The 26,307-nt window shown below is 68.8% G+C and carries 24 protein-coding genes; 8 read left to right on the top strand and 16 right to left on the bottom strand.

Features of this window, described 5'->3' with window-relative positions:
• Window positions 1-104: 104 nt before the first annotated feature.
• The 3 genes from ABGB08_RS41360 to ABGB08_RS41350 are packed head-to-tail and all read right to left on the bottom strand — an operon-like array spanning window position 105 to window position 1,850.
• On the bottom strand, window positions 105-551 hold the full coding sequence (locus ABGB08_RS41360; RefSeq protein WP_347602099.1) for a hypothetical protein: 447 nt from the start codon (window positions 549-551) through the stop codon (window positions 105-107).
• Entirely contained in the window at window positions 548-1,441 is an 894-nt protein-coding gene (locus ABGB08_RS41355; protein ID WP_347602097.1) for an SAM-dependent methyltransferase, read from the bottom strand. Before ABGB08_RS41355 ends, ABGB08_RS41360 begins: the two co-directional genes overlap by 4 nt.
• A 49-nt stretch (window positions 1,442-1,490) precedes the next feature.
• The gene (locus ABGB08_RS41350) at window positions 1,491-1,850 is read right to left on the bottom strand and encodes a hypothetical protein (RefSeq protein ID WP_347602096.1); all 360 of its coding nucleotides are present in this window, start codon (window positions 1,848-1,850) and stop codon (window positions 1,491-1,493) included.
• Between the two features lie 936 nt (window positions 1,851-2,786).
• Between ABGB08_RS41350 and ABGB08_RS41345 the strand changes: the two genes are divergently transcribed.
• From ABGB08_RS41345 to ABGB08_RS41315, 7 genes are all read left to right on the top strand, one after another.
• The gene (locus tag ABGB08_RS41345) at window positions 2,787-3,635 is read left to right on the top strand and encodes a hypothetical protein (protein WP_347602095.1); all 849 of its coding nucleotides are present in this window, start codon (window positions 2,787-2,789) and stop codon (window positions 3,633-3,635) included.
• 39 nt (window positions 3,636-3,674) lie between these two features.
• Window positions 3,675-4,553, top strand: a complete 879-nt coding sequence (locus ABGB08_RS41340) for an aminoglycoside phosphotransferase family protein (protein WP_347602093.1) — start codon at window positions 3,675-3,677, stop codon at window positions 4,551-4,553.
• A 527-nt stretch (window positions 4,554-5,080) separates the two neighbouring features.
• Window positions 5,081-6,358, top strand: a complete 1,278-nt coding sequence (fxlM, locus tag ABGB08_RS41335; RefSeq protein WP_347602091.1) for a methyltransferase, FxLD system — start codon at window positions 5,081-5,083, stop codon at window positions 6,356-6,358.
• 4 nt (window positions 6,359-6,362) lie between these two features.
• Window positions 6,363-6,575, top strand: a complete 213-nt coding sequence (locus ABGB08_RS41330) for an FxLD family lanthipeptide (protein ID WP_347602089.1) — start codon at window positions 6,363-6,365, stop codon at window positions 6,573-6,575.
• Window positions 6,576-6,650: 75 nt separating this feature from the next.
• Window positions 6,651-9,731: a lantibiotic dehydratase gene (locus tag ABGB08_RS41325; RefSeq protein ID WP_347602087.1), complete on the top strand. Its 3,081-nt coding sequence runs from the start codon at window positions 6,651-6,653 to the stop codon at window positions 9,729-9,731.
• Between the two features lies 1 nt (window position 9,732).
• Entirely contained in the window at window positions 9,733-10,980 is a 1,248-nt protein-coding gene (locus ABGB08_RS41320) for a lanthionine synthetase C family protein (protein ID WP_347602085.1), read from the top strand.
• Window positions 10,962-13,190, top strand: a complete 2,229-nt coding sequence (locus ABGB08_RS41315; RefSeq protein WP_347602083.1) for a thiopeptide-type bacteriocin biosynthesis protein — start codon at window positions 10,962-10,964, stop codon at window positions 13,188-13,190. The genes ABGB08_RS41320 and ABGB08_RS41315 overlap by 19 nt, the downstream gene beginning before the upstream one ends.
• A 611-nt stretch (window positions 13,191-13,801) precedes the next feature.
• Here ABGB08_RS41315 and ABGB08_RS41310 read toward each other — a convergent pair.
• The 12 genes from ABGB08_RS41310 to ABGB08_RS41255 all read right to left on the bottom strand — a co-directional run bounded on the left by ABGB08_RS41310 (window position 13,802) and on the right by ABGB08_RS41255 (window position 23,794).
• A complete protein-coding gene (locus tag ABGB08_RS41310) occupies window positions 13,802-16,207 on the bottom strand; it encodes a bacterial transcriptional activator domain-containing protein (protein ID WP_347602081.1) in 2,406 nt (801 codons plus the stop codon).
• Window positions 16,204-16,596, bottom strand: a complete 393-nt coding sequence (locus ABGB08_RS41305; protein WP_347602079.1) for a hypothetical protein — start codon at window positions 16,594-16,596, stop codon at window positions 16,204-16,206. The genes ABGB08_RS41310 and ABGB08_RS41305 overlap by 4 nt, the downstream gene beginning before the upstream one ends.
• Before the next feature lie 113 nt (window positions 16,597-16,709).
• A complete protein-coding gene (locus ABGB08_RS41300) occupies window positions 16,710-17,132 on the bottom strand; it encodes a TadE/TadG family type IV pilus assembly protein (protein WP_347602077.1) in 423 nt (140 codons plus the stop codon).
• Complete coding sequence (locus ABGB08_RS41295) at window positions 17,129-17,611, bottom strand: TadE/TadG family type IV pilus assembly protein (RefSeq protein WP_347602075.1); 483 nt, start codon at window positions 17,609-17,611, stop codon at window positions 17,129-17,131. Before ABGB08_RS41295 ends, ABGB08_RS41300 begins: the two co-directional genes overlap by 4 nt.
• A gap of 6 nt (window positions 17,612-17,617) precedes the next feature.
• Window positions 17,618-17,785 (bottom strand): hypothetical protein, encoded by a 168-nt coding sequence (locus ABGB08_RS41290; protein ID WP_347602073.1) that lies wholly within the window; start codon window positions 17,783-17,785, stop codon window positions 17,618-17,620.
• A gap of 87 nt (window positions 17,786-17,872) precedes the next feature.
• A complete protein-coding gene (locus ABGB08_RS41285; protein WP_347602071.1) occupies window positions 17,873-18,775 on the bottom strand; it encodes a type II secretion system F family protein in 903 nt (300 codons plus the stop codon).
• Window positions 18,772-19,659: a type II secretion system F family protein gene (locus ABGB08_RS41280; protein WP_347602069.1), complete on the bottom strand. Its 888-nt coding sequence runs from the start codon at window positions 19,657-19,659 to the stop codon at window positions 18,772-18,774. The genes ABGB08_RS41285 and ABGB08_RS41280 overlap by 4 nt, the downstream gene beginning before the upstream one ends.
• A complete protein-coding gene (locus ABGB08_RS41275; protein WP_347602067.1) occupies window positions 19,656-21,053 on the bottom strand; it encodes an ATPase, T2SS/T4P/T4SS family in 1,398 nt (465 codons plus the stop codon). Before ABGB08_RS41275 ends, ABGB08_RS41280 begins: the two co-directional genes overlap by 4 nt.
• Window positions 21,050-21,874: a hypothetical protein gene (locus tag ABGB08_RS41270; RefSeq protein ID WP_347602065.1), complete on the bottom strand. Its 825-nt coding sequence runs from the start codon at window positions 21,872-21,874 to the stop codon at window positions 21,050-21,052. The genes ABGB08_RS41275 and ABGB08_RS41270 overlap by 4 nt, the downstream gene beginning before the upstream one ends.
• Entirely contained in the window at window positions 21,874-22,542 is a 669-nt protein-coding gene (locus tag ABGB08_RS41265; RefSeq protein ID WP_347602063.1) for an SAF domain-containing protein, read from the bottom strand. Before ABGB08_RS41265 ends, ABGB08_RS41270 begins: the two co-directional genes overlap by 1 nt.
• A gap of 5 nt (window positions 22,543-22,547) precedes the next feature.
• Window positions 22,548-23,195: a hypothetical protein gene (locus tag ABGB08_RS41260; RefSeq protein WP_347602061.1), complete on the bottom strand. Its 648-nt coding sequence runs from the start codon at window positions 23,193-23,195 to the stop codon at window positions 22,548-22,550.
• A 197-nt stretch (window positions 23,196-23,392) separates the two neighbouring features.
• The gene (locus ABGB08_RS41255; RefSeq protein WP_347602059.1) at window positions 23,393-23,794 is read right to left on the bottom strand and encodes a hypothetical protein; all 402 of its coding nucleotides are present in this window, start codon (window positions 23,792-23,794) and stop codon (window positions 23,393-23,395) included.
• 990 nt (window positions 23,795-24,784) lie between these two features.
• On the opposite strand from ABGB08_RS41255, the gene ABGB08_RS41250 reads away from it, so the two are divergent.
• Window positions 24,785-25,138, top strand: a complete 354-nt coding sequence (locus tag ABGB08_RS41250; RefSeq protein ID WP_347602057.1) for an Lsr2 family protein — start codon at window positions 24,785-24,787, stop codon at window positions 25,136-25,138.
• Between the two features lie 248 nt (window positions 25,139-25,386).
• Here ABGB08_RS41250 and ABGB08_RS41245 read toward each other — a convergent pair whose 3' ends face one another.
• Complete coding sequence (locus ABGB08_RS41245; protein ID WP_347602055.1) at window positions 25,387-26,154, bottom strand: hypothetical protein; 768 nt, start codon at window positions 26,152-26,154, stop codon at window positions 25,387-25,389.
• Window positions 26,155-26,307 lie beyond the last annotated feature (153 nt).

Genomic DNA, 26,307 nt, shown 5'->3' with positions numbered 1-26,307 from the left:
GGGTGGTGGTCCGTGCCGCACACCGACGGGAGGCGGCACGGACCACACCTTTGTCCGTGGCCTTGGTCTAAGGAAAGCCACGGGCGTTTGGGGACAGCGGAGAGCTACGACCATGGAGAGTTGGTCCATGCGTCGGAATGCGGGTCCTGGGTGGGCTGCGGGTATTGCGGCGGGCGCGGGGGCGGTCCGGAGGGAGGAGCGGAAGAGAGCGGATGGGGCGGGCGGCGCTCGGGTACGGTCGGCTTCACTCCGGTCAGTTCCTTGAACCGGGCAGCCAGGAGCGCCGCCGCCTCGCCGGGATCGACCGCCCCCTTCTGGACGGGTTTTCCCTGAGCCACGCCGTTCTGCCATGAGTACCCGTGGGGGTACGCCCAGACGATGAGGTCGGGGCAGATCCAGAGCCGCGCCGCGCCATCGTTGGCCGTCACCTCAGCCTTCATGCCGTGCTCACGCAGGCGCGCTTGCAGCAGCTCGGCGGCCTCCGCAGCAGTCAGGCTGGGCGGCGCCGAGACCTCGTTCGAGGGTGGGATCCTGGTGTTTGCCGTCGTCATCTGCGCACCGCTTCCTGATGCCGCGTGAGGGAATCCTGGTTGCCGAATCCAGCAACGGCCGCCATGAACTTGGCGCCGACGATCTCCAGCGGACTGTCGTCCGGCCGCCAATGCGAGGCCTCGACCAGGCCGGGTTCGAGCACGTTCAGGCCGTTCAGGAACGCGGTGATCTCGGCTTCGGTACGCGGGTAGATCGGCCCGATCCGTTCCCGGTAGGCGGCCACAGCCATCTCAAGATGGTCGGCGGGAACATCGTCACCGCATGCGTGAGTGAAGATCAAATAGCCGGACGGGAAGGCATCCAGGTACTCACGGAGCAGATCCGCCGGTTCGTCATCATCGCGCAAGAAGTGCGCGACTGCAGCGGCGATCACCGCTGTTGGCCGGTCGGCCTGGAATCCGATCCGTGCCAGTTCCGCATGGTCGAGCACGTCGTTGACCATGCGGATATCGGCGTCGATTATTGCGACGTGCTCGCCCGCGAGCATCGCCCGCCCGTGGGCGACGACGAGAGGGTCGTTGTCGACGCAGACCACCCGCGCATGGGGTTCGACGCGGGAGACGACGTCAGGGATGCTCTGGTCCGTCGCGAGCCCGGACCCAAGGTCCAGGAACTGGGTGACCCCCATTCGGGCGACCGCCTTGGCCGAGCGAAGAACGAACGCACGGTTCGCCTGGGTCGCTTCCTCCAGGCCCGGCAATAGAACCGTTAGCCGTTTCTGCAGGTCCTGGTCGCCGCTGTAGTTCGGGTGCCCCAATAAGTTGTCGTAGACGCCGGCCATTGAAGGCAGAGGCCGCGCGCCAGGGCCGCTGATCATGTTGCGGATCTCCGATCGGGTGATGCCGTACGGGAAGAGGAGATGAGCGGGGCGGCAGCGCAGGAATTCCACGCCCTCCCAATCTCGGGGCCAAGGTTCAACCACGCCGCCGCCCCCCGGTTTAGGCGAGCCCGGCCGCAGCCAGGCGGTGGACAACGAGACCTTCCTGGGCACGGAGATCGTGGTAATGCCGGGCTATCCGGGCTGCGGCGCCGTCCGGGTCGGTCGTCGGGTGGGAGGCGTATACGGGCCGCTGCCTTCGGCTGCGGCGACCGGTTTCCCAGAAGAACGTCCCGTTGATGGACCAGAGAGCAAGGCCCGTCCAGATCGACAGCACGGGAACCCCGTCGATCCAGCTCCAGTCCGCTTCGATCACGTAGTTCAATTTCAGGATGCTCTGGACCTGCTTGATGTCCACCAGCGCCGGATCAGGTATGGGATGCCGCTCTCCGAAGGAGCCGGGCATGTAGTGCATCGTCATGGATCGCACCTCCATCCGATCAAGGAGTCCGGCCAAACATGCCTATGCGTTGGGCAGGTTCCGACATTTCAGTCCATTACCGACAATTCGCCGCTTGTGCTTCCGGCCTCCATGGGTCGCATCTCCCAACGATTGAAGGTCCACCGCTTCCGACCCTCGGTGGAGCGTCTTCTGTTAGGACGGGGCAGATCGCGGGGGCACGATTCATTCCAGAACCGGGGAATCGTGAATAAGAGCTTGATCACCTGGGCAGGATCTGTGAAGGACGTTGGCTAGCCGCTTCGTGGACGATTGGCCGACTAGTCGTTTCATGGTCGTTTTCATCGACTAGGGCACGTTCTGGAATCAGCTCCGGCACTGTGTGACGGTGAAGTCACCGGAGAGGCGACAGCTGTGCATGAACCGAAAGGCCCCAGAGCGCGACCAGGATTGGTCGCGGCCCGGAAGAGTCTGGGCCTGACCCAAGAGGGGATAGCTGAGCGGGTCGGCGTCGCCTCGAACACCTGGGCACGATGGGAACGAGGCACCCAAGGGGTACGTCAGACCTATCAGCAGCGCATCGCCCAGTTGTGTGGTGTCACGCTGGACCAGGTCAGAAGCTGGGTCGAGGACTCCGAGGACATGGAGCCGCGCCCCTGGACCCTGGCCGCCGAAATGATGCGGACGTCACTTAGAGATACAGTGGAATTGATGAGCGAATTGTGGAGGTGGGAGGTAGATGCGGCACGTCGTAGGCTTCTGGCCGCGCTCCCTCTCGTTCCTGCTTTTGTGTCCGAATGGCTTCTGGACTACACCTACCGAACCCCCGATGAGGTGCCCGCACGATCCGGACCAGGTCAGGGCGTAGGTGAGGCAGATGTCCTCCGCCTCCGAGAGTCCCTCCAGGCGTTCACACAGATGGATCACCAGTTCGGCGGAGGACTGGTCCGCCCCGCTGTGATCGACTACCTGAACAACCAGGTACGCCCCTTGCTGGACGGTCGCTACACCAGCGGGATCGGTGCTGAGCTGATGACCGCAGCCGCGGGACTCACGCGCCTAGCCGGATGGGAGGCGTTCGACCTCGGGCATCAAGGTCTTGCCCAGGTCCAGTTCGGTCAGGCACTACGCCTCGCCAAGGCGGGCGGGGACCAGCTCACCGCTGCATGGGTGCTAGCTACTATGGCCCAGCAGGCGTGTGATCTTCGTTCGCCGCAGGCGGCGTTGCGGCTCGCTTCAGCCGCCCGCAGCGCTGGCGAGGCAGCCAAGGCCGGGCCTCGCGTGTCCGCGATGCTGACAGTACGTGAAGCTAGGGCGACTGCCGTGGGGATAATGGTGGCCGATACCTTGGACAGTCACGCGCTCAAGCGAGTGGAGTCTCTGATCGGTGAGGCTGAGAGGCTCTTCGCCTCCGCGACCTCGCGTGACGATGAACCCCTGTGGATCAACACTTTCGGCCACGCGGAGCTGACCGCAGAGGTTGGTCACTGCTGGCACATGGCGAGAGTGCCGGATCGCGCTGCGGAGTGTGCTGAGACAGCTCTGCGCGGATTCGGGACGCGCTTCGTTCGCTCGGCCCAATTCAACACGATGCACCTCGCTCAGGCTGCGCTGCTCCGGGGTGACCTGGACCATTCCCTGGCCCTCGCACGCGAAGCGGTGCCGATGGCGAACGCGCTGACGTCAGCCCGAGCCATCCATCTCGTACAATCGTTCGACCACGAACTCGAACCTCGCGCCAGTGAGCCGAAGGTACGTGAGTGGCGCGACTATATGCGAGCCGAGCTGCGAACCCGCGTGGCGTAACTGAATGAGGAATTCACTCGCGCGATCCTTTCCAGTTCCATGACCTACGCTCCCCTCGACCAGGTTTGTGCGGTCGCTGGGCTCGATAGCAACAGTGCCCGCCTGCTGCATTCCCGCGCCAACGCGGTATTTCACTTGCCGCAGGCCCATGCCGTGGTACGGCTGCGCCAGACCGGAGGGAGCGGCGAGTGGAAGCGACGGCTGTCCTTGGCCGTCGAGATGACGCGCTGGCTACACCACCACGGGTTCCCCACCGTAACACCCTTGCCCGTGCAGCAGCCCATAACGGTCGGCGAGTGGACCGCGACCTTCTGGACGTACATAGCGGTCGACGAGCAGTCAGTGGCGCCCAGTTCCAGCGACCTGGGAGCCCTCCTGCGTGCCCTTCACGAACTTCCCGCCCCACCTGTCGATCTATTGGCCACCAATCCATTGGGATCGCTTCTGGCTGACCTGTCGCGAAGCGATCTCACGCTCCCGGTTGGCCAACACGATTGGTTACGTGAACAGGGCCGACGGCTCCTCGCCGAATACGAGTCCGCTGCGCTGCCCTTGGGGCAAGGAATGATCCATGGCGACGCTCATCCAGGGAATCTTCTCGCATCAGGTGGTCGCTACCTGATGATCGACTGGGACTCGATCAGCTACGGGCCCCGAGCTCAAGACCTCGTGCCCACATTGATGGGCGTGCTCCGTTTCGGCCGGCCACCAGCGAACTGGGTCGCTCTCTGCGATGCGTACGGCGTGGATCCAGGTATCCAAGACGACTCCGGAGTGCTGCTGCTATGCAGGGCTCGCGAACTGCGGTCGCTCGCAGCCTACCTACGTGCCGCTGATCATCCCGGGGTCCGTGCTGAGCTGGACAAACGACTTTCCTCGCTGATGGACGGCATTAATGAAAGATGGCGACCCATTTGATCCGCTAGCGGTATATGGCACAGCCCTTAATCGCTTAAATATAGGCATTCGTCTTGTGTCGACTAGTCGTTCTCTGGTCGTTTTCGATGCACCGATTGACTGAGGGCGCTTTCCATCGTCCAATGCACGTGCCTACCACATCCTGTTTCGTTGATCGGGCGGCCATGTTCTACCGTGGTACGAACAGATTTCTAGAAGCCTGCTATTGGTCGCCAGGAGGAGCCTGACGTGGCTTGACAGCGGAAACACGACAAAAGACCACTAGGAAGACTGGGCGGAGCATGATGACCACTGAAATCAGGAGTTCCCGCGAGGCAATTGAGCCCTAGAATGACGCCGCAGCCTCACTGCGGTCGGCATGGTGTAACTGCGCGACATGGACACGATCCGCAGCAACGCCGTTTGACCACATGCGAAGCGCCCTGACAGCCAAGCCTCCCGGCAACATGATCATCTCCGGAGTCGTGGAAGCAGGTCTTCTGCACCGTGCCACGACGTGCGACATCGAGGACAACCCTGTGACTGGCATGACCACGACCGAAGGAAACACCGGCCCGGACCGCGTCGCGCGGTTGCGCGACCAGGCCGTCGACGAGCTCATCAAGAACGGCACGATCGTCTCGGGGCCGGTCGAGGCCGCGATGCGCAAGGTTCCCAGGGAGCTGTTCATCCCTGAGGTGGAACTGGAGGACGCCTACGACCCTTTCAAGGCCGTCGTCACCAAGAGGGATCCGGACGGGAACGCCCTCAGCTCGGTGTCGGACATGCACGTCCAGTCCTTCATGCTGGAGCAGGCGGAGATCACGCCCGGCATGAAGATCCTGGAGGTCGGCAGCGGCGGGTACAACGCTGCGCTGCTGGCCGAACTCGTGGGCCTGTCCGGCCAGGTCACTACCGTTGACATCGACGAATTCGTGACCGACCGGGCCAGTCGCATGCTTGATGAGGCCGGGTACGCGCGGGTGAACATCGTGCTCGCCGACGCCGAGGACGGGGTGCCCGCCTACGCACCCTACGACAGGATCCTGGTCACCGTCGGCACGTGGGACATCCCGCCGGCCTGGGTGGATCAACTGGCCGAGGGTGGCCGCCTCATGGTGGCGCTGCGGATGCGGGGCCTGACCCGCACGATCGCGTTCGAACATGCCGACGGCCACCTGGTCAGCGTGTCGTCGAAGCTGTTCGGATTCGTGCCGATGCAGGGTGCCGGCGCGCACCAGGCGAGGTTGCTGGTGATGCGCGGGGGCGAGGTCACCTTGCGGTTCGACGACGACTTCCCCGTGGACCCGAGCTCGCTGGAAGGCGTGTTCGACGCACCTCGGGTGGAGGTGTGGAGCGGGGCCGTTATCGGGGCCTATGAACTGCTGGACACGGTGCAGATGTGGCTGGCCACCGCCCTGCCAGGGTTCTGCATGGTCTTGGTGGACCCCGAGCGTGACACCGGTGTGGTGTCTCCACCGCGTAACCGCACCTTCGCGATGGCCGTCGTCGAGGGCGGCAGCTTCGCCTACATCACCACCCGCACCGCGGCCGAGGTGGACAAGTCGGCGGAGTTCGGGGTTCACGCCTATGGCCCTGACGCTTCCGCGCTCGCCGAGGAGGTGGCGGAACAGCTGCGGACCTGGAGCCGACAGCACCGCGGAGGACCCGGCCCGCAATATCGCATCTACCCTGCCGGCACCCCCGATGACCGGATGCCTGAGGGGCGCGTCATCGACAAGACCCACAGCAGAGTCCTGATCTCCTGGCCGCAGACGGCGACCGCCGCATCCGGTCAGGGTCTCCCGCACCCCCCTACCGAGTAAGGAGATGGTCACCATGTTCGACGGCCGAGCTTCGGGCGGCTCCACCGCGCTGGCCGAGCGACCCGCCGCCGGGGACGACGAGTTCGCGCTGGACGTGCGCGTGGTCGTGGCCTATGCCCCGGCCACGCACACGCCCTGCCCGACCGATGACGGCTGCGGCAACACCTGCTCGGGCAACGACAGTTCGTGCAACTCCGCGCTCGACGACCAGTTCTGACCAGTCCGCCAGCCGGTGCGCCGTACGGCGGCGCATCGGCACTACCCGCGCAGCCGCAGCTTCAGGGGAGGCAAGGTGGCAGCCAGATCATCAGCAGTCTACCGATGGGGCGGCGCCGCGGTGCTGCGCGCCAGCACCGACCCGGGCGGACTGGACGTCCCCAATGACCTGCACATGTACGGCCAGGACGCCGCCGCGCGAGGGGTTGCCTGGCTGGCGGCGATGTCGTGCCGCGCCGAGATCCGCGCGGCGCTGGCCGAGGCGAGCCCGGCGTTGATCGAGGCGATTCACGCCCTGGTGGCCGAAGAGAGCCGCGATGCCCTTCGGGTGCGCCGGGCCGTGGTCGCGCTGGCGTCCTACCTGCTGCGCTGGCAGCGCCGCCCCACTCCGTTCGGCCTGTTCGCCGGAGTCGGTACGGCCCAGATAGGCGCAAGCGCCCGGGTGCGATGGGGAGGACAGCACCAGGTGGCTGCGCGGGCGGACGCGGGCTGGCTTGGTGACGTCCTGGCCCGTCTGCATCAGTGCCCTGAACTGCTGGAGCGGCTGCCCGTGGTCGCCAACGACGCCGGAAGCGTGCGCGGCGGCCGGTTCGTGGCACCCGGTCCGGCACCGGACGGAGCTTCCCGAGCGCTGGCCCCGATCGAGGTGTCGGTGCGTCACAGCCGGCCGGTGCGCGCCGCTTTGGAAGTTGCGAGCAGGCCGGTGAGGTTCGGTGAGCTGAGCAAGCTGCTCGCCGCCAAGTTCCCCGCCGCCGCGACGGAGCAGATCGGTGGGATGCTCGCTGGCCTGCTGGCCCAGAACATGCTGATCAGCAGTCTGTGGGCGCCGATGACGTGCCTGGACGCGCTCGGCCATGCCTGTACTGAGCTTCAGGCCGCCCAAGCTCACGACATCCCCGGCGTTGGCGACCTGGTGCGTGAGCTGTTCGCGGTCCATCAGGACCTCTCGGCCGCACGTGCGGCCCCTACAGCCCCGGGGCCGTCGGTGACCGCGCGCATGAGGACGTTGAGCCAGGCCGCGCAGGTGCCGCTGGCAATTGACACGATCTTGGACTGCGACGTTCAGATACCGGAGCAGGTTGCCCGGGAAGCCCGCGACGCCGTTGACGTACTGTTCCGGCTGTCCCCCTACCCGTTTGGGCATCCGGCCTGGCGCGATTACCACACCCGGTTCCAGGCACGCTACGGCACAGGTGCGCTGGTGCCAGTTCTGGAACTGGTCGCCGACAGCGGGCTCGGCGTGCCAGCCGAGTACCTTGGCTCGGCGTGGGTGCGCGCCGCCCGACCGGTGACCGAGCGCGATGAGAAGCTCCTGGCGCTGATCCAGCAGGCCACTGTGGGCGGTGGCGAGATCATCTTGACCGATCAGGTGATCGAGGATCTGGTCGGCGAGTCTGCGGAGGTGATTCTGCCTTCTCGCGTCGAGATCGCCGTAGAGGTTCGCGCTGCGTCCCTGGAGGCGCTGAACCGCGGGAGGTTCGCGCTGATGGTGACTGGGACGCCCCGTCCAGGCAGCAGCATGGTCGGCCGCCACGCCCATCTGCTGCCCGAGCAGGGCCGGGATCTGATCGGAGGGACCTTCGCCGCGCATGGTCCGGACGTGGTCGCCGCGCAGCTGTCGTTCGCTCCGCGTAAACGCCGCAACGAGAACATCGCCCGCACCGGGCAACTGCTGCCGCATGTCATCGCGGTGGCCGAGCACCGCCACGGGCGCGAGCATCTCATTCCGCTGTCGGATCTCGCGGTGAGCGCGGACGCCCGCCGGTTCCACCTCATGCGACTATCCACCGGCCAGCGTGTCGAGCCGCGCGTCGGGCACGCCCTGGAAGCCGGAGTACACACCCCGCCGCTGGCGCGGTTCCTGTCCGAGATCGTCATCTCCCGGTGCGCGGTCTATCGGTCGTTTCACTTTGGCACCGCAGCCAACCTGCCCTACCTTCCCCGAGTCCGCTACCGGCGGACGATTCTCGCTGCGGCACGGTGGCTGCTGTCGGCCGCCGACCTGCCCGGACGCGGCGCTTCGATGGCCGAATGGGAGAAAGGTCTCGGCGTATGGCGGACCCGGTGGCAGGTGCCCGAGCACGTCGCCCTAGTCGACCACGACCGGCGGCAGCCGGTGGATCTGGGCCACAGTCTTCACCGGCTTCTTCTGCGCACCCGCCTGCAACGCGCAGGCCGCGTTGAACTCCGCGAAGCCGCGGCCCCGGACGACCTCGCCTGGCTCGGCCGCGCCCACGAAGTCCTCATCCCTCTGGTACTCAATGCCCCCGCCGATGGGGAGCCGCTACCGATCAGACGGCCGCGCGCCGTCTCAGTCGACTCGGGGCACCTGCCCGGACGATCAACGATTGTGTATGCGCAGATCTACGGGCATCCAGAGCGCTTTGGGGAGATCCTCACCGAGCACATAGCGCGCCTGATCGACGCCTTCGGTGATGATGATGCGCCGCGCTGGTGGTTTCGCCGTCACCGCGAGATGAGGCGTCCCGAGGTGGACCAGTACCTCGCGCTCTACCTGTCCCTGCCTGATCCTGCCGCGTACGGCACGGCCGCCGAGCTGATTACCGTGTGGGCGGCCGGGCTTCGCCGGGACCGTCTGCTGTCGCACCTGTCACTGGCCACCTACCAGCCCCATCCGGGACGCTACGGCCACGGCTCCGCGATGGACTGCGCCCGCGACGTCTTCGCCGCCGACTCGGCCGCGGCCCTCGCCCAGATCACCACGACTGTCCGCGCCGGGGTGCATCCCCAAGCCCTCGCCGCCGCCAGCATGGTCGACCTGGCCACCAGCTTCGCCACCTCCGCGCAAACAGGCCTGGACTGGCTCATTCACGACCTGCCCCAAGAGCACGGACGGCTCGATCCCGCGCTGCGCGACCAGGCAATGGAGTTGGCCGACCCAGCCCGCGCCTGCACGGCGCTCGCGTCCCTTCCCGGCGGAGGTGAGGTGGCGACCGCGTGGCAACGGCGCGCTGCCGCGCTTGCCACCTATAGGGAGCACCTGGCCAGGCAGCGCGATCCGCTGACCGTGCTGCGTTCGCTGCTGCACCTGCACCACATTCGCGCCGTCGGCGTCGACGCCGACGGTGAGCGCGTCACCGGCCGGCTCGCTCGGGCCTGCGCGCTGCGTCACCTCGCCACCCGAGCGGAGGGATGAGGTGGCCGCGCCGACGGTCCCCGATGCCGCCCTCGCGGTGGCGGCTGAGCGCTACGCCGCGCGCTTGACGTCGCCCGAGCCGCCGCCCGGCGACCGGCCCTGGATTTCGCAGTCCCTCACCGAGGGCACCGCTGGGATCGCGTTGCTGCACATCGAGCGGGCCCACACCGGTCGCGGCACGTGGCAGCAGGCCCACAACTGGATCACGCACGCGGCGGCCGGCGAGATCAGCGCCGACGACAACACCGGCCTGTATCTCGGCGCGCCCGCCATCGCGTTCATCCTGGACGCCGCCGCCGCGACCACCGGCCGATACCGCCACGGCCTCACCGACCTCGATGGGCACATCGCGAAGCTCGCCCACCACCGCGTCGAGGCGGCCATGGCCCGCATCCGGCGGGGCGAGCTCCCCCAGTTCCGCGAGTACGACGTCTTCTTCGGCCTGAGCGGGATCGGGGCGCTGCTGCTGCGCCGCGATCCCGGCGGCAGCGCGCTGGAGCGCGTCCTTGACTACCTGGTGGCGCTGACCCACCCGCTTGTCGTAGACGGCCAGGAACTGCCCGGCTGGTGGGTCGTCCACGACCCGCACCGTCAGTTCTCCGCCGATTACCCTGGCGGCCACGGCAACTTCGGCGCCGCCCACGGCATCACCGGCGGACCGCTCGCACTCCTGAGCCAGGCGATGCGGCGCGGCATCACCGTCCAAGGACAGCGTGAGGCGATCAACACCATCTGTTCCTGGCTCGACGCCTGGCGTCAGGACTCCGCGGTCGGACCGTGGTGGCCGCAATGGATCACCAGGGCCGACCTGCGTGAAGGCCGCCCCAGCCAGTCCAGGCCGGGCCGCCCCAGCTGGTGCTACGGCACCCCGGGGATCGTCCGCGCCGGACAGCTGGCCGCCATCGCCACCGGCGACCACCACCGCCAGCAGATGTACGAAGACGCCTTCGCCCGATGCCTGCGCGACCCGGCACAACAAGCTCGGATCACCGACGCCGGTCTGTGCCACGGCGCAGCCGGCCTGTACCAGACCGCGTGGCGAGCAGCCCGCGACGCCACCACCCCGGCACTCGCCGAACGCCTGCCCCACCTGGCCGACAACCTCGCCCGCCGTTCCCAGCCCGACACCGACACCGCCAGCGGCCCGGGGTTGTTGGAAGGCGACGCTGGGACAGCCCTCGCCCTGCACACCGCCGCGCACGACACCGCGCCGACCTCGGGATGGGACGCATGCCTGCTGATCAACTGACCGACGCCGGGGAAGCGGGAAACAGCACCCTGATTCACCACGGCGCCGCCGCCGCAGAGGCCACCGAACGCGCGATCCTGAAAGTCTTGACCGGAACCCCGGTAGAAGAAGCCGCCGACGGCGTCGAACCAGCGGAGCTGGCCAGCGCCGTCGAGATCTACCAGCAGGCCGGACGACAAGCCCTCGCCGATCATGCCACCGGAGGATGGTGGCAGCTCTACGTTCAGTTCACCGATTGGGACGCCTGCGAGCAGGTCGCCGCTGACTACCTCGCGCCGCTCCTGCACCGCGCTGAAATAGACGGCCTGATCGTCGCGTGGTGGTTCATGCGCAAGCACCCCTGCTGGAGACTGCGGGTGCGGCCAGGACCCGCTGGCCACACCATGAAGGCGAGCCTCGGCACGGCACTGAACGAACTCGCCGCCACCGGCCAGATCCACCGCTGGTGGCCCGGTATCTACGAGGCCGAGAGCGCGGCGTTCGGCGGCGACGCGGGCGTCACCGCCGCCCACAAGCTATTCGACGCCGACAGCCACGCCGTCATGGCTTTGCTCCGCGGCATTGAGAAGGGGCTCGGCCGCCGCGAGCTGTCCCTGCTGCTGTGCGGCATTCTGATGCGCGCCGCCGGGCTGGAGCGATATGAGGAAGGCGACGTCTGGCACCGAGTCGCCCTGGAACGGCCGCTGCCGACGGACGTGCCTCCTCGGCGACTCACGGAAATGGCCGACAGTCTCACCACATTGATGTTCGCCGACACGACGCCGGACGGAGCGCTGCTGGGCGCCGACGGCCCCGTGGCCTCCGCGGCCGGATGGGCCGACGCCTTCCGCCGAGCTGGCCGAGACCTCGGGACACAGGCTCGCGCTGGAACACTTCAGCGGGGCCTGCGCGAGATCTTGAGCTATCACATCATCTTCCACTGGAACCGCCTCGGACTGCCCTCCCGGACCCAGAGCATCCTTGCTTGGTCGGCACGTGCCGCCATCCTGGGCCTCCACAACCCACCAGCCGACGACCGGCCGACCGGCCGACCGGCCGCAATCCCGTCGGCACCGCCGGCCACCGAGACCTCGCCTGACCTCAGCAGGGCGGTGGCGAGGTTTCCGCTGGTGCGCCAAACCCGGCTGGGCTGCCCGGACCTGGCGACCCGCGTACGCGATGTGCACGACTACGCGACGTCGTGCCATCAGCCGGCCGAACCCGAAGACCGGATCGACCGGGCCTGCACCGCCTGGAATCTGGCGGCGCTGATCGCCGCTGACTGCGCCATGCCCGCGCTCGCCGTCGAGCTGTGCGAACGGCAGTTTCGGCTCTTCCAAGCCGCCTGGCCGGTGTCGGGGCGCACCGCCATCGCCTCGCTCCAGCCGCTGGTCAACCTCGCCCGGCTCGATATCCGGGCCGGTGCCCCCGAGGGTGCCTACCGGGCACTCGACCAGATCTACCACGCGGTCCACCACGGCGGCAGCGCCGACATCCACGGCATGTCGATCTCCTTCGACGGGTTCACCGCCGGCAACGCCGACAGAGCCAAGGTGAGCCCATGGCTATGGGACCTCCTGCTCCAGGACGGCACGCGCGCCCTGGTCGCCGCCGGACAATGGGCGAAGGCCGCGACGCACGCCGCACGCTACGACCACGCCGCGGAGCAGCTGCGCGAAAGCCGCCAAGCCGACATCATCACGCGCGTGCTCGACGGCCGCATCCACTCCGCGCTCGCCCTCATCGACGACACCGTGACAACACAACCATGGGAACAGGCCGTAGCGGGCTGCCTGCGCACTTTCGCCCGCCTGAAAGCCGCCGGCCCGGCTCCCGAAGACCTCACCAGGACGTTGGCCGCAGTCCGACTCGCCCGTCAGCAGCCTGACCGGAAGACCACGTTGTTTCGCATCCGGCTCGGCCTCACCGCCGTCGATCTCGCCGCCGGACCATACCAGGTACAGGCGGATCCCCTGTGTGCTGAGATGATCGAAGAAGCTGAACAATCTGGCGATGCATACGTCGCCCGAGAGGTGCTGGGACACCCGGCGTGCCGGACTCGCATGACGTCGGGACAGCGCCGGGACCTCATAGCGCTGGTCGAGCGGGCCGGACTCGGGCAAGGAACAATCCCGCAGTTGCTGCTCGCCGACCTCGCGGCATCGGTCGAGGCAGCCGGGGCCGTCCTCGCGCAAGCCCTAGGTGTGCCGCCGCCACAGCAGTGTCGATGACAGTGTCCCGTCTCATGCAGCTCGAACTTAATGCTGGCTCACCGGGTCGAACTCGACGACATCGACCTGGGTAACCCGGCACCTCGCCATCAATGGACGAACCTGGCCGCTTGACACGTCCCGCTTTCCCACTCCCGGGCAGCTGGTGGCCTGGGCCGGCCTGGCCCTGGGCAGCCGGGAATCGGCGGGCAAGCGCAAGCGCGACGCCACCCGTAAAGGCAAGAAGCACCTCAAGGCCGCGATGGTCGAGCCACCACCAGCACCGATTACCCGCGAGGACGGCGGGACTTCTACGACCGGCGCGAGGCCCGGCAGGCCCTCTATCTGGCCGCCCACTGCCAGAAGACTCTGGAGAGGCTCGGCTATCAGGTCACTTTGATCCCGCCGGATCCTGCAATGACGGAAAGTCCCGATCCCGATCTCTCGCAGGAGCCGCCGATCTGACACATCCGCAGGTCAGCGGCCAGCCAGTCACACCTGCTATGTCCGCGCCTCCGCTTCCGCATGCCCGTCTACCCCGCCCGCTGCCGCATTGTGGGTGAGGCCCAAGTTTCGTCACAGCCGGAGTATGCCGACGACATCCCCTCCCGTCGTGATCGAAGCGGCTCTGGCTATGGAGACATCGCTCCCGCTCGTGGCCCGGTGGTGAGCTGGTGGAACAGGTGGATGGTGTCAGGGTGGGGTCTGCCATCAAGGCTGATGTCGCTGATCTGGCGTAGGCATTGCTTCCAGGTTTGGTGGAGGGTGGCGAGGTTTCCCGCGGCGTGTTCGGCACGCATGAGGGCACGCCAGAGCTGTTCGGCGGAGGGATCGGCGGTCAGCCCGCAGCGGGCGGCTCGTGCGGCGGCGGCGGGATTACCCGTACATAGCTCAAGGTCCGCGAGGACGGCTGCGGTGTCGACGATTTCGGCCCGGATGGTTTCCAGGAGCGAGGGCTGCAGCCACCAGTGGTAGCAGCCGGTGAAGGCTTGGCCGCGGATCAGGGTCAGCGCGTCGCGCAGGTGGGGGATGCCGTCGGTGGGGTGGGTGCGGCCGAGGGTGGCCAGGTGCTGGAAGCGGGCCCAGTCCAGGGTGGCGTCGTGCAGGCGGTAGAGGCCGTTGCCGATGTGGCGGATGCGTTGCTGGCCGTCTGGTGCGGTGCCGAGGCGCTGGCGGGTGCGGGAGAGGTGCTGGCGGAGGGAGTCGGGAGGTTTGGGGGTGTCTTCGTCGGGGCCGAGGTAGGTGGCGAGTTGGCTGTTGCGCAGCCCGTAGGGTTCGTGCAGGGCCAGGAGGAGGACGAGTTCGGCCTGTTTGGGCAGGAGTTCCAGGTGCGCTCCGAGGATTTCCAGCGGGCCGAGGATGCGGATCTGCAGGCCGTGGTCGCTTTCTGCGGCGGCCGCGGTGGGCGGGCCGGGGGTGGGGTAGGGCGGGGTGTGGCGGTCGAGGTCGGCGGGTTGGGTGGCGCCGAACAGCAGCGCCAGATCGCGGTAGGCAGGTGCGGGCAGGGCAGGCGGCCGGACGGTCAGCCCCATGGGACTGGCGTGCAGGATGGGGCCGTGCTGGGTGTTGGCCAGCTCGAAGCGGCCCCCGGGACGGTCGTCGGCGCCGCGGACCAGGTTGTCGGGCAGGATCGCGGCGATGCCGGTGCTGTTCTGGACGAGTGTGCGGAGCCGGTCCAGGTCTTGTGCTGCGGGCGGAGTCACGCTGATGAGCAGGATGAGGGCGTTGCTCTCATCGTGATCTGCCCGGAGGCCGGGCTCGTCGCTCGGGAGATCCGGGCTCTTGGCGAGCATGCTGCCTCTGCCGGCGTCGGTGTGATGCTGCGGTCGTGTACGGCCAGCGCGGTCATGCAGCATGTCCAGAGCAGGACCGAGCGCGGCGTAGTTGACGGCTCGGTGGCCGAGCACGGACATCTCCGGAAAGCCGATCAGGATGATCTGTCGCCAGGGTGCCCATGGGCTGGTGGCGGCCTCGACAGCGATCATCCGCAGGTAGGCGTCGATGAGCGCGGTGGCACCACGGCAAAGGGTGACGCCCAAGCGCTGAAGATCCAGCAGGAGACGTCCTCCGTCCTGGGTGAACCCGGCGGTGACCACGCCGGGCACCGGATGGGACAGCGGGCCGGGGCGGATCGGCGAGTCCGCGGGATCCTGGGCGGGGTTCAGGCGCCAGCGCATGTCCTGGCTGCCGGTCATTACGGTGAACGGCGGGGGCGGCTGGGGTGCGGGGGCGGTGAGGATGACCTCGACGCGGTCGCCGGCCAGGTGGATTCCGGCGACGCCCTGGATTGGAGGGTCCTGGCGGTGGAGGAGGTCGCTGAGCACGGTCAACGTGGTGGCGAGCTGGCGGTCGGTTTGGGTGGCGAATCGGTCATGGCGGTGTAGGTCTTGCTCTACCCGTTGGATGTGGGGGCTTTCAGGCAGGTGGATGCGGCGGCCGGGGGCGCGCTGCTGGCGCTGGTGGTGGCGTAGCCGCGCCAGCGTGGTCAAGATGCCGCCGGCCAAGAGGCCGGTGCCGAAGGCGATAGGCATCGTTATGTCGGCTGCCGTATGCGTTTCGGGTGGTGTGTGCGTGTCTGGGCGTGGTTCCGCCGAGGGCCGGTCGAGGGAGGATTGGTTGCTGGTGGAGATGGCGGCGAGGATCACGGCTGGTGGGGCCGCGGCAGCCATGGGGGTGAGGGAGGAGTGGGTGATGAGCGTCACGGAGGCGATCAGCTGGGCGGTCATCCGTTGCAGGGTGCCCAGGCCAGGCAGGGCGGCGGCACGGTTGCCGCGCCGCCGGGCGAGGGCTTCGAGGAGGGTGGAGAGGGTGAAGGCGGCCCAGGTCGCCCAGCCGATCAGGCGGAGGGCGGCGATCAGCAGGGTGCCGTTGTCGCGGCGCAGCAGCCGGCCGGTGAGCTCCTCCCAGCTGGGCAGGTGGCCGGGCCAGGGCGGCCCCGCCAGCGCCTGCAGCAGAAGCGGCAGTCCGGCGATCAGCACGATCAGGACGAGGAGTGCGGTCAGCCCGCGCAGGACTTCCCCGGTGCGGCGGGTCGTCATCGGCTTGGGCCTGTGACGCCGGTCACCAGGTGCGCCTGGGCCGTGGACTGCACGCTGATCTCGCTGATCCCTATCGCGGACAGCATCAGGGTGGGCTGCTGGATTCGCACGGTGACCTCGATGGTGGTCGGCCCGGTGACGCGCACCGAACCGCGATGGCCGGTCGCGGCCAGATAGGTTTGGGCGGCGTTGAGTGCGGCTTGGCGGTCGATGCGGTAGATGCCGCTGGTGTAAGCGGTGGGGAGGTCGGCCTGCCCGGCCGCGGCACGGGCGGCCTCCTCGGCGATCGCAGTGGCCTGGCGTGCGGCGGCGAGCTTGGCGCCGCCGTCGACGACCAGCGCGATCAGGGCGATCATGCCTATGGCCAGGACGAGCCCGTACAGGGTCACCGAACCACGCTCGTGGTGCCATCCCTGCCTCCCCGGGTGAGGTCGGGGGTGACGGCGTCGGGGGCGGCAGTGGCGGTGATTCGGCTGGGCGGGGGGTGCCTTCAGGGGTGTCCTCATGGGTCACCTCGCAAGGGGTCGACAGGGGACAGCGCACGAGCGCGCAGGGTGATGGCGGCCGGCAGCGGCAGGCCGAGGTCGCTGAGAGCAAGCTGGCAGCTGACCTCGGCGCTGGTGGTGGCGGCCGTGCCGACCGGGCGGGTCAGGCCGGCCACCTCCACTCTCACCTGCGGCGTGCAGCCCAGTCCTTGTTCGTGCAGGGAACTGGTGGCGCTGGACAGGGCCGCGGTGTTGGCTTGAGCCGGGGTACGGGCGATGGAGGCTTGGCGGGCGGCGTCGCGGGCGGCGGCCTCCACCGCGGCGCGGGCCAAGCCGACCCGGCCGGCGGCGATGGCCAGCGCGAGGACGGCGATCAGGGCGGGGGCCAAGACGAGGGCTTCCAGCGTCGCGCTGCCCGCCTCACCGCTGCGTGGGTTCATGGCTCGTCCGGGGTTGTGAAACGCTCGCGGGCTCCGCGTGCCACCTGCGAGATGCGCAAGGTGAGGCCGGGAACGAAGGACGGCACCGTGCCGGTCACCCGAACCTGCAGGCTGGCGGCGTCGCCGGTGACCTGGGCGGCCGGCTGGTCGAGGAATCCGCTGCCGGCCCGGCGGGCGAACTCCAGGGCGGCCTGCTGCCCGGCCGAAGACGGGGCGCCGTCGGCGCGGGCGGCGCGGACCCCTTCCTGGGCCGCGGACAGGGCGGTGGTGCGGGCCAGGTACCACAGGCAGGTTTGGGTGGCCAGGGACAGGAGCAGCAGCAGGGCCGGAAACATGATCACATGCTGGAGGGTGACCTGCCCCCGCTCCCGCTGGGCCGCATCGCCGAGTATCGGCCGGCGCGGGCCGTGAGGCGGCCGACGGCGCGGATGGGAGGACGGATGCCGGGGTGAACGTTGGGGTGGACGCTGGCGAGGCATCGGACTTTACCCGAGATTGCCTTGAAATCTGGTGATCGCGGCGATGATCGCGCCGACCGCGCCCAGGGCGGCGGCGAAGATCAAGGCGGCGATCACGATGGTCTCCAGCGTGGAACTGCCCCGGTCCGGGGCCGCGTGGACGCGCGCGATCCAGGTCCTGGCCGTCGAGGCCACCGCGCCCCAGCGGCGAGACAGCGGCGACCGTGACCGTGATCGTGACGGTGATCGCGGTGATGGTGACATGGGCATGAGTTCTTCCCTTCAGGTGGTGAGCAGCCGGTACAGGACGGGATAGGTGAGCAGCAGCAGGAACGCCATGCCGAGCAGGGCGATGGGGATGACCATGGTGGTGGTGCGGGAGTTGGCCTGGGCGATGGATTCGGCCATGGCGGCGGCGCGCATGGATTCGGCTTTGGCGATGAGGGTGTCCAGGATGCGGGCGCCTTCGTTGCCGGCGAGCTCGGCGATGTCGGCCAGATCGGCCAGTTCGCCGACGTCGGTCTCGCCGGACAGGCGGGCCAGCCCCTCCCAGGGCGGGACCTGGGTGCGGCGGGCCTGTTCCAGCACCGCGGCGATGCGAGAGAACGCCCACCCGTGGGAGAGCTGGGCGGCGTTTTCCAGGGCCTGGTTGGGCGCGGCTCCGGCGCCGCGCTCGAGCGCGACCAGGTCGAGGTAGGAGCTGATGGCGTGGCGGAACTGAACGCGCCGCCGTGTCGCGTCGGCGTGTACGGCGTAGTCGGGCACGAAGAACAACACGATGGCGAACCCCAGCCCTGCCGCCGCGGGCAGCGCCCACCCCGCCGGGGAGCCCGGGAACAGGAGCAGGCCGAGGAATCCGGCGATGGCCGGAAAGGTCAGCCCGAGCAGGAGGCACAGGAGTTTGTCGAGCATGAACCGGTCGACGCTGCGCGCGAGCAGGTCCAGATCCCGGCGGGGCACCGGCAGCCGACCGGCCAGGCCGGCCGCCAGCCGGGCGGCCCAGCCTCCCGCGCCAAGGTTTCCGGCGATGCCGGAAGCGGCAGCATCGCCGCCGCCATCCAGACGGCGCCCGTCGATCCGGTCCAAGGCGGCCTGCAGATCCGGCGGTGCGGGCAGGAGTTCCCGCACCAGCAGGGCGACCCCCAGTCCGCACGCCCCGCCCGCGAGGAGGATTGCCGTGTTCACGACGCCGCCCTTTCGCCGCTTTCCCGATCAGGGTCGGCGGGCAGGAAACGCCCCGGTGAGGGGGCGGTGCCGAGGCGGTGGATCCACCACAGCCCGAGCCCGTAGAGGGTCAGCACGAGGGCGAGCACGAGCTGGCCGAGCACGGTGCCGTACGGGGCGACATAGCTGCGGGTCAGCGCGGCGAACAGGGTGAATCCGGCCAGGAAGATGGCGATCCAGCGCAACGTGGTGCGGTAGTGGGCGCGTTCGGCTTCGATCTGCCGGCGGGCGGCCACGTCGGCGGCCACCATGCGGGCCAGGCCGGTCAGCACCGTCCGCACGCCTTGCCCGCGCCGCCGCGCCGCCAGGATCAACGCCGCGGCGATGCGGTCGCCGATCGGATCATCGAGGTCGTCGGCGAACTGGCGCAGGGCCTCCTCGGTGCCGGCGCGCATCTGCAGCCGCCGTCCCAACGCCCTCACCGGGGCGGCGATCGGGGCGGGGGCGGTGCGCACGCTGCTCATCAGCGCCTCCTCCAGGCCGCGGCCGGAGGCCAGCACATCGGCCAGTCGGCGGCTCCACTGCTCCAGGGCTTCCAGCCGGGCGATCACCTGTTGCGGCGCGCGCCGCGACAGCAACAGCGGGAGCCCGAAGCCGGCCAGGGCGGCGCCGAGCGCGGCGACCGGCCACCCGGTCAGGGCCAGCACCCCGACCGCCGCCCCCGCCGCGATTCCCAGCCGCCGGCGGTGGGCGGGTGCGGCCAGGCGGCGTACGGCCGTGGCCAGGCGGGACGGCGGCCGACCTGGCGGCCGGTCGAGCGGCGCATGCCCGGCCAGGCCGGCGATCAGGAGCAGCAGGCCCCCGCACACGACTGCCCCGGTCAGGGCGGCGAGCAGCAGGGTCATCGGATGCTCCCGCCCGCGCGCTGGTAGATCGGTGCCCACAGCCCGCTGCGGTGGTCCAGCAGGTCGGCCTGGAACCCGGCGGCGACCAGGTCGGGCAGGCAGTGCGGGGTGGCGGCGGGGACCGCCCGCCCGGACGGGCCGGGCCGGTAGATGAGGTTGCGGGCCGGCAGGGCGGCATCGGCCGGGGGGAGGACTTCCATCACCTCGGCCACATACCGGGCGTTGCCGCGGGCATCGTGCCGGATGTGGACCACCAGATCCAGGGCCATGCCGGTGAGCAGGTGGATCGCCTCGGGGGCCAGGTGCAGGCCGCCGCGCAGGGCCAGGATGAGGATCCTGTTGAAGATCTCCTCGGCCCGGTTGGCGTGGATGGTGGTCAGGGAGCCTTCCTGGCCGGAGTTCATCGCCTCCAGCATGGGGATCACCTCGGTGGAGCGGACTTCCCCGACGATGATCCGCGTGGGGTTGAGGCGTAGGGCTTGCGGGATCAGCTCGTGCAGGGTGATGGCCCCGGCGCCTTCGCTGTTGGCCAGCCGCGCCTCCAGCGCCACCACGTCGCGGTGCCGCTCCAGCCGGTGCAGGTACAGCTCGTGTTCGCTTTCCAGGGTGGCGATCCGCTCGTCGGGGTTGATCTCGGCCGCTAATGCGCGCAGCAGGGTGGTCTTGCCCGCGTTGACGCCGCCGGTGACCACGATGTTCTTGCGTGCCCGCACGGCGGCCCTGAGCAGGGAGCGCAGTCCCTCGTCGATGGTGCCGAGCTTGTGCAGCATCGCCAGGGTGACCTCGGCCAGCCGGTGCCTGCGGATGGAGACGTGGGGGCGGGGGGTGACCGCCATCACCGCCGACAGGCGGGTGCCCTGCTCCAGGGCGGTGTTGAGCAGCGGGTTGGCCGCGGAGAACTCGCGGGCGGTCATGCCGCCGTGGACGCCCCACAGCCGCACCTTCTCGATCAGCTCCGCATCGGAGGCGGCGACCGCCGGGCCGCGGACCTTGACCCCGTCGGCATAGGTGATCCACACCTGGTCGCAGCCGTTGACGTCGATGTTCTCCACATCCGGGTCCTCCAGGAACGCGCTCAGCGCGCCCATCGCGAACCGTTCGTCGAAGACGGCCTGGGCCAGCTGCCGTTGCACCGCCTCCGGCGGGACCTCCGAGCCGAGCAGCAGCCGGTCCTGGGCCCAGCGCACGACGCCGGCGCGGATCAGCCGCATCGCCTCCTCCCGATCAGCGGCCTCATCCACCTGCTCGGCCACCTGAGCCCTGATCTCGGCAACGGCCGCCCGGAATGCCTCCCCGCCCGGCTCGATGCCCCGCTGCGGGCGATGGTCGCGATCCCGCCAGGCTTCTGCTGCCGCGTGCGGAGGCGCTGGCCGCAGGTAGTCCCCGATGCTCATCGCTCACCCCGCGTCAACGCGGGACGGCCGGTACGGCCTCGCGGGTCCCTAAGGTCGTCAAGGTCTTGGTGGTCTTCCTGGTCTTGGTGGCCGCCTCCGTCGAGGTGGCGCCGCATCGACGCCACCAGCCGGGAGGCGCTACGCATGAGCGCCGATCGGGGGAATCCGGACCAGGACGCGGCTCCGTCGGACAAGACATTGGCGGCGCGGGGGTCGTCGGCGAGTTCGGCCAGGACGGGAACCGACAGGGCCCTGCCGACGGCGCGGCGGTCGTAGGGGCCCGCGCCCACCAGGCACAGCCCGAGCGGGATGCCCCCGGTGGAGGCGCGGCGCAGGGCCTCCAGGCGGGGGCGGGCCGCCGCGATGTGACGCAGCGTCGGAGCCAGCACCATGACCACCAGATCGGCGCCGCTTACCAGCGGGTAGGGGGCATCGCGGCCGCCGATCCGGCCGATGTCGGCGATGACGTCGAACGGGGCCGCGGCCAGCGTCGAGGCCAGCGTCCCCCACGCGCCGTCCAGCTGGATGGCGTGGCCGGGATCGGCCAGTCCGGGCAGCAGCAGCCGTCGTTCGCTGGCATCCAGCGCCACGGTGTGCTGCCACACTGCCTCGCTGTCACCGTCCCGGGTCGCTTCCAGGGCCGCTTGGAGGAGCCCGCCGGTCGCGCTCACCCGCCCGGCGAAGTATCCGGCCAGGGCGGAGCCGCCGGAGGGATCGCACTCGGCCACCAGCACCGGGTCCGGCCAGCTCAACGCCGCCGCCAGCGCCGTGGTCGTGGCGCCCGGGCTGCCACCCGGGGAGATCACCGCATACAGCGCCATCACGACTCCCGGGAGGTGAGCAGCAAGGCGATCCGGCCGGTCGCGGCGTAGCGGGCGACCTGGACTCCGGCGTCGGCGTCCACCAGCAGGTCGACCACCGCCAGCCCTTCCGTGCCGGGACCGGCCATCCGATCCACCACCGCGGCCACATCGCCGGCGGGCGGCTCCTGCTGCTGGCCTGGGACGGTCTGCTCGCCGGGAGTGATGACCACCAGGACGTGATCTCCGGGGTTGAGTCCGCGCGCGGGCAGCTGACTGGGCTTGAGCGCCACCGGTACGACCTGCTCGCCTTCGCGCGGGGAGTGCTGACCGGTGACCGAGGCCGGCCCCAGGAGGGTGCCCTGCGGCAGATCCATCGCCGCCACCTGGCCGACCACCTCGGGCAGTTGGCGGGCTGGGATCATGGCCACGCCCGGCTCGGCCGCCACTCGCGTCTCCGCTAGATCCTGAGCGGCGATTTGCTGCCCCACGGGAATGTCCCGGGCGGCGACGATCACCGGCGACCGCTTGTCGAGACCGGTCACCAGGTACGCCGCGCCGAGCGCCCCTACCGCGATCAGGGCGATCGATATCGCCACCATTCCCCGCCGCCGATGCCGAGGCAGCGGCGGCAGCGCAGTGTTTCTGGCCGTCGTCTGCGGTGTCGTGGTGCTGGTTCTCGTCGCCATCTCTCTCATCCCCCCGACCGTTGCTGCGAGGGCTGCGAGGCGGACTGCATGATCAACGCCTGGCCCTCGGCGATCCGGACGTCGAACGTCGTCGTACTCACCTGAGCATCCAGCACGGCCCCCGCGCCGCCCGACCCCTGCCAGGCGGCGCCCCACACCACCGACGCCCGCACCGGATAGGCCGCCCCCCGCAGCCCCGCCGAGGAACGGGTGAAGGTGTAGGAACACGAGCCAGGCGGGCTTCCGGTCGGCAACGACCCTTGATACGGCCTATAGGGCATGCCGGGACCCTGGCATCGCACACCCCGCTGGCCGTGTCCCGGCTCGATCACCAGCTGCCGTGGAGTCGCGGTCACCTGCGCCCAGGTCGGTCCCGTCTGCACCCGCCGGGTAATCGGACGCCACTGGCTTTCCGGGATCCAGAACCACAGCGGGATCCCCACCATCCCGTCGCTACCTCGGGGCGGGGCCGTACGGACCGCGGGGACCGGAAGCCGTAGATCACGCATCGCCCGCAGCATCAACTCCTGGGCGGTGACCTCCGGGCCTGCCTCCTCGGCTGGAACCCAGACATAGCGGATCTGCCCACCGGGGCACTCGATGCGATACCAGGATCCGTCTGGGGTCTGGGGCCGGTGCGGATTATCGGTCACTGCACGCCAGGCACACTGACTCTCGCCGTTACCGGGCCTGTCCCCGGCTCTCGGCTTCCTGTCTTCGTGTTCCGCCCACACGCCCCAGCCCCACGAGAACCGCTCCGCCCCCCGGTCACCCCTGGAAGACGGCCCAGGATCAGCGGCAGCGACACCTGGTCCCGGCAGGACAACCAGCGTGCCTACAATCCCGGGAGTCATGAGGAAAAGGAGTCGGGATTGCATGGGGCATCCAGTTGTACGATCGAGGTGATTCGCCAGCGCCCATCACGGCCGCGCTTCAGATCGGCGGCCATATGGGTGTCGCTGCTTCCGAGGGTCTCCGGAATCAGCTGATGTGTGCCGTCATCTGCTAGACCGGCCCGAGATGCATCCATGCAGTCATGCAGGGATGCGGTGAACCCCGGCCCCAGCGTCACGTCGGTGACATGGACAACCGGCTGACCCCACGGCTCCTGGTTCCTGGCTTGGTACTCGCCGATTCGTTGCACCTGAACATCGAGAAACCGGCCACTGACGAAGGGGGCCAGTATCTCTCGGGCCTTGGCCGGAGTGGACGTCGCCGCCATGGCGCTCGCGGGCCAATAACTCGCGTACACCTCCGCGATCGCAGTTCGTACGCTGCCAGCGGTCGACGGTGGAGGGGACGGAACTGCCGAAGGGGGAAGCTCGGCGGATGGCTGCCGGGCGGGCAGGGCCACGTGATCGCTGGAGGAACAGCCCATGGTGGCCAAGACGACCAGGGCTGTCGAGGTCGCAAATAGCAGTTTGCATGGGGTCATTGTCGACTTCCGTTACCAGTGACTCCAAAGGAGTATTGACCATCTCTTCTGACTCATAGTCATCGGCCTATCATGACGCATCTCCGCCTGTCTCGCCTGTTGCGAAACACGACCTAGATCTTTTCGCCTCGTGGATCCGGCTCGAATCGAAGTGATCTCGGGGCTTGATCGCGATTTCGATGCGCTTTTAACGTCTCCCTTCATGGCGGGGGCCCATTGCATCTGATGTGACATGCCCTCTGACCAGCCTGGATTCTGAGATGAGAAATCGATTCCCAGGCAACCCACCCGGGCGCAGCCCAGGCTCGGGTGTCGAGTCGTGTGCCTCTTCCGTCCGAGCAGACCCGAATTCCAGCGACAGCTGTCACACCTCATGCAATGGCCTCCAGCGCAAGGTTCGAGTGCGTGTCCACAACGAGGTACGCACGGTTCTTGGATTCGGGAGGAACGAGAATGGAAGATCTTCAAAGGGATCTGGTGCAACGTCTGGAGGATCTGCAGCGGCAGATCCCCCGGGCGATAAACGCAGAGGACCAACAGGAGTTGCGGGACGCTGCCAGGCGAATGGATCCGATCATCGATGAGCTGCAAACGTTCGTGAAGCGCCTGCTTCGGCAGACCTCCCGTTAGGTACGGGCCTGGTCGTCTCACATCCACGGCAATGTCGCGCGGCAGCTCGCTGTCCCTGGCCGAGCCTCAGGACGTGACCCGGGAAGCCTTCCTCGCGAATCCGGACATGGATCCCCTGTGAGGCAGAGATCGATTTATCGGGTTTCGCCGCGTAAGAGAACAAGAAGGGAGCCCGCAGTGGAGAAGATCGTGACCACACGCACCGACGACCTCGACGGTCGGCTCGCAGACGAGACGATCAGATTCGCGCTCGACGGAGTGAGCTACGAAATTGATCTCTGCGAGAGCAACGCCAGCAAGTTACGCCAAGCGCTGCAGCCGTACCTGATGGTCGGCCGAAGGATCAAGCTTCCTGCCTCGGTCAAAGGTAGGACAGATCGGGGCTCGCGTGCCATGGGCAGTCAAGCCCGGGCAGCCGAGATCCGCGCCTGGGCCAGGAAGCATGGCCTGCCTGTCAGGGAACGGGGACGCATCGCCGCGGAACTGCTCCGAGCCTATGACGCCGGTGATCCTTCATCCCTACACGGGTAAAACCGTCCGGCCCGCCGCGTCCCCTCTGCTGGCCGATCGCCCAGGGACCATGCCAACGAGATGCCGCCCGCCGTGCGGGCGGCATCTCGACTTCTCCCACACCCCCGGCAGATGACCGGCGCGCCGAGTCCGTCAGGCCGAGCGTCGGAGTGACGGTGAGCCTGTAGCGCCAGGCGCTTCGATGGCCAACTGACACGGCGGCGATCAGGAATTGCCTCGTTCTCGGCGATTCGGGCCACCGCCCCGGGTCATGCTCCCGTGGCCTGGGGAGATCCTGCCGTGTCGCTGAAGTCGCCGCGAAGAATGGCTCGGACCAGACGAGGCTCGGCGCGCTGGCGGACCTTGCGGACCCCCTCATAGCTCATGTTCAACCCCTCGGCGGCCTCGGCCAGCGACGTGTTCTCCAGGCGCGTGCAGCCGATGATCCGCGCCTCCAGCAACGTCAGCACGCCGCGGGCGACGGCGTCGGTGAGGACGAGATCGGGGTGGCCCCACGGGCGGGGCGGAGCTTGAGAGCCGGGCGGCGGCGGGCAGGGCAGCAGCCCTTCGGCGCTGTGGCGGGCTTTGATCCCCGCGCGGTAGGCCGACCACAGCAGCCGCTGGGCCAGGGCCGGCCGGTCGGGGTCTGCGGCGCGCAGCGCGTGGAGGAACCCGGTGAGGATCTCACTGTCCAGGTCGGCGGTATCGCCGCGGAAGTCGAGGGCGACTCGCCCGGCGATGGCGCGCAGTCCGGGCAAGGCCAGGCCGGCGGCGCCGACCACCCACTCCGGTCGGCCGGTCCGGACCCGGGCCAGCAGGTGGCGCCAGATCCGATCACGCGTCTGCAGGGGCGTGGTCCGGGCGAGCAGGATCACGCCGAGCTCGTCCAGGGGGACCCGGCGGTTGGGCAAGCCCTCCAGCGGGCGGGTGTCGACCGCGAGTGGGCGAGGTCCGGTGACCAGCAGGGTGAAGGCGGTTTGGAGGTGATCCAGCGCCGAGGCCGACCGGATGCCGCGGGCCGGGTGTGCGGTAGTCATGTGAGGCTCCCGTTGAATTCGCCGCAGATGGGAGACTCATTCACTCAAGCCGGTCTCGCATTTTCCGCGCACAAAAGAGTGCGCATTTACTGCGAACTGAATGCGAGCCGGACTCCGCAGGGGCAGGGGAATTGCGATCCTCGCAGTCGTGTA

Source organism: Acrocarpospora sp. B8E8 (assembly GCF_039871605.1).
In the GTDB taxonomy this organism is placed as follows: domain Bacteria; phylum Actinomycetota; class Actinomycetes; order Streptosporangiales; family Streptosporangiaceae; genus Acrocarpospora; species Acrocarpospora macrocephala.
The sequence above is the reverse complement of the archived record's forward strand: the minus strand, read 5'-3'. Positions and strand labels throughout refer to the sequence as shown.